3 protein-coding genes are annotated in these 2,906 nt (G+C 41.6%); 1 reads left to right on the top strand and 2 read right to left on the bottom strand.

Annotation, left to right across the window (positions count from 1 at the left end; translation table 11 throughout):
• Window positions 1-270, top strand: a 270-nt coding sequence (locus L4C36_RS23560) for an ISAs1 family transposase (protein ID WP_428480197.1), incomplete at its 5' end; no start/stop codon positions are given.
• Window positions 271-309: 39 nt separating this feature from the next.
• On the opposite strand, the gene ltrA is transcribed toward L4C36_RS23560, so the two are convergent.
• Together ltrA and L4C36_RS23550 are read right to left on the bottom strand one after the other, a co-directional pair.
• The gene (gene ltrA / locus L4C36_RS23555; protein WP_428480196.1) at window positions 310-1,620 is read right to left on the bottom strand and encodes a group II intron reverse transcriptase/maturase; all 1,311 of its coding nucleotides are present in this window, start codon (window positions 1,618-1,620) and stop codon (window positions 310-312) included.
• A gap of 472 nt (window positions 1,621-2,092) precedes the next feature.
• On the bottom strand, window positions 2,093-2,906 hold an 814-nt coding region (locus tag L4C36_RS23550), incomplete at its 5' end, for a hypothetical protein (protein WP_428480195.1).

Here is a 2,906-nt window from a genome sequence, read left to right as displayed (position 1 = left end):
CCAGAGCAGGCAGGAGAGGCTATCCGAGCCCACTGGGGCATTGAGTCCATGCATTGGATTTTAGATGTCAGTATGCGGGAAGATGCTTGCCAGATTTACCGAGAAAACGCAGCTGAAAACTTGGCGGGGTTAAGGCACATGGCACTTAACATGCTCAGAGCTGAACCAACCAAGATTAGCGTACCGATGAAACAGAAACGCTGCATGAYGAAACCTGCCTTCTTGGAGCAAGTCCTTGTGGCCGGATTGACGTCAATGGCTAAAAATTAAGCGCTCATGCGGACGCCCTGCCTCACGACCTCCGTCCTCTCACACCACCGTACAAGCGTGGGTCGCATACGGCGGTTTCGAATATATTTTCAATGCCTCATACCCATCTTGCAATGAGTACAAACCTAGTCCCGCAAGTTGTTTATCTGGTAACGCTTGATGAAGTTGAGGGGTTCTCGATAACTTCCACCACCCCTTATCTGATTTCGCGAGGTTCCAAGCATCACGTGTTGTTAGCCCTGATTTGATAAGCCAAACCGCTATGCTGTATTTTCGCTTTCGTTGTTTAAGTTTGTAACACCTTAGACGACGTCGGATCCATCCATCAAGCCTTTTCATTCTGTCCCCAAATAAAGCCAGCTTGTAATATGACTGCCAGCCCCTCAAGTATTGATTGAGTTCTTTAATCACTACCGGAAGGCTTTTAGCTTGGTTACGCTTGGTGATTTTACGTACTCGAATTTTCATTCTGCGATAAGCATCTTTTGTGATCCTTACCTCTCCTGACTGCTTGAAGTAATGACCTAGAAAGCTTCGCTCGCTCACGCGAGTTGCTTTACTTTTCTCTTGGTTTACTTTGAGCTTTAGTTTGCCTTCAAGAAAGCGACTAATCGAAAGCAGCACTCTTTTTGCTGCCACTTCGCTACTAACGTAGATCTGACAATCATCCGCATAGCGGCAGAATTTGTGGCCTCTGATTTCGAGTTCTTTATCAAGTTCGTCTAACACAATATTCGATAACAGGGGCGACAATGGTCCACCTTGTGGTGTTCCTTTTTGTCGTTGTTCTGCTATCCCACCTCGCATTAAATCACTTTGTAAATAGTGGCGGATCAATTTCAGCACTCTTTTATCTTCAATGTCTCGAGATAATCGGTTCATCAATCTGTCATGATTCACTGTGTCGAAATATTTCTCCAAATCAATATCTACAACGTATCCAAGCCCTGAGCGGATAAATTTGCTTCCTTGAGCCAAAGCATGATGAGCACTTCTTCTCGGTCTAAATCCGTAACTACTGTTAGAGAATTTAGGTTCGTATATATCGGTAAGTATATTGGATATCGCTTGTTGCACGATCCTATCTTGTACCGTTGGAATTCCGAGTTGACGAACTCCTCCTTTGGCTTTGGGAATTTCTACTCCAAGTACCGGTTGAGGCTGGTAAGTCCCATTCAGTAAAGACTGACGAAACTTATTCCCATTATCACCCTGTTTGAGCTTTTCGATGGTTGCTGGGATCGATAATCTATCAATACCAGCACAACCTTTATTGCTCTTAACTTGCTTCAATGCCCTGTTTAAATTTTCAGAACTGAACATTGTTTCTAGTAGTTGACTGGTTTGCATCAAGACTCGTCCTTCCTTTTACGCCACATACGCTTGTTACACTTCGCATCCATTAGATCGACTTACGGCTTCACCAATTGGATCGTAGGGATGGGTTTCATCGTTACTGTTACACCACGTATCTGAGTTGCTGGTGACTGCTTCTTGATATATTCGATTCGGGCCTTCCCTTGAATGAGTTACCTTCAAGGTACTATGCCTTCTGCTGACTTCTTAATACCCATCAAAGCATATCACTACACTTTTAGTCCTCATGGACAGGTATTAAGATCTCCCGAGGTAAGACGCTGTTCTTTCCTATGGCCGTGCCTGATTTACAAGGATGCCCTTCCTGTCGAATTATCGGGCTAATCTATATAGTGCTAGGTTACCCAAGTCATCATTGCCTACTATCAGGTTTCTGTCCGTCACAACCATATTTTGCCATTTGCTTCCTTCAGATTTCACCTCACGGTGAACACCCTTGCATAGGCTAACGGTTCTCTTTCGACTGAGCCCGTAGAGGACTTTCACCTCCTAGAACAACGCCATGCTCGGCGCACACATCCCGTTCTATCAGTGTTTCATGCCTTGGATACTGATTATTAAACTTTTCACGTAAAACTTGATAATAATGTTCATCAAAATAATTTTCTTTTTTATCGATATCAATAATTAATTCTATATGATTACTCGAAAACGTTTTTAGCTCATTAAAGACCGCCATTACTTGCTCAACAGGAAAATGTAACACTTCTCCGCAAATGTCTTCACGAACACCCTTAGGTTTATCATGAATACAACTAATCCCATATTCTATAACTCTCAATTTATCCTGAGAATAACTCAATTGAAGTGCAACGATAGAATCGAACGGAATAACAGTATACGTTTTCGCACCAAACATCATATAAACCACCAATCCTTTAAAACAAAAAATTAAAGAAATCAGTGATAACACCCATTCGCCAAAAATAAAACCAGCAAACACACCGACAACTGAAATAACAATTCCAATGCCAGATATAAATTGCCCTACATAATGCGGTGATTTTTCATAGGATTTTATTGCCAAGTATTCCTTATCAAAACGATAACAGTCAACCCTGTCACAATTTACCCACCACATAGCATAACTAAGCATCAATGCAGTTATTAATAACACTATGAATATATTACTGTCGAAACCAAAAAGCAGCCATATGACAAAATTAATCACTATTGGAAAAAATGAAAGTTTAATTCTATTTCCCAGTTGTGCTGTCGCATATCTAACATCCTGATTTAAGCTATGTCCATTATTTTCT

This window comes from Photobacterium japonica, assembly GCF_050337005.1.
GTDB lineage: Bacteria > Pseudomonadota > Gammaproteobacteria > Enterobacterales > Vibrionaceae > Photobacterium > Photobacterium japonica.
The sequence above is the reverse complement of the archived record's forward strand: the minus strand, read 5'-3'. Positions and strand labels throughout refer to the sequence as shown.

What these genes read in the sequence shown, in the direction of transcription:
- ltrA (WP_428480196.1), bottom strand. Translation starts at nt 1,620, where the DNA reads ATGCAAACCAGTCAACTACTAGAAACAATGTTCAGTTCTGAAAATTTA.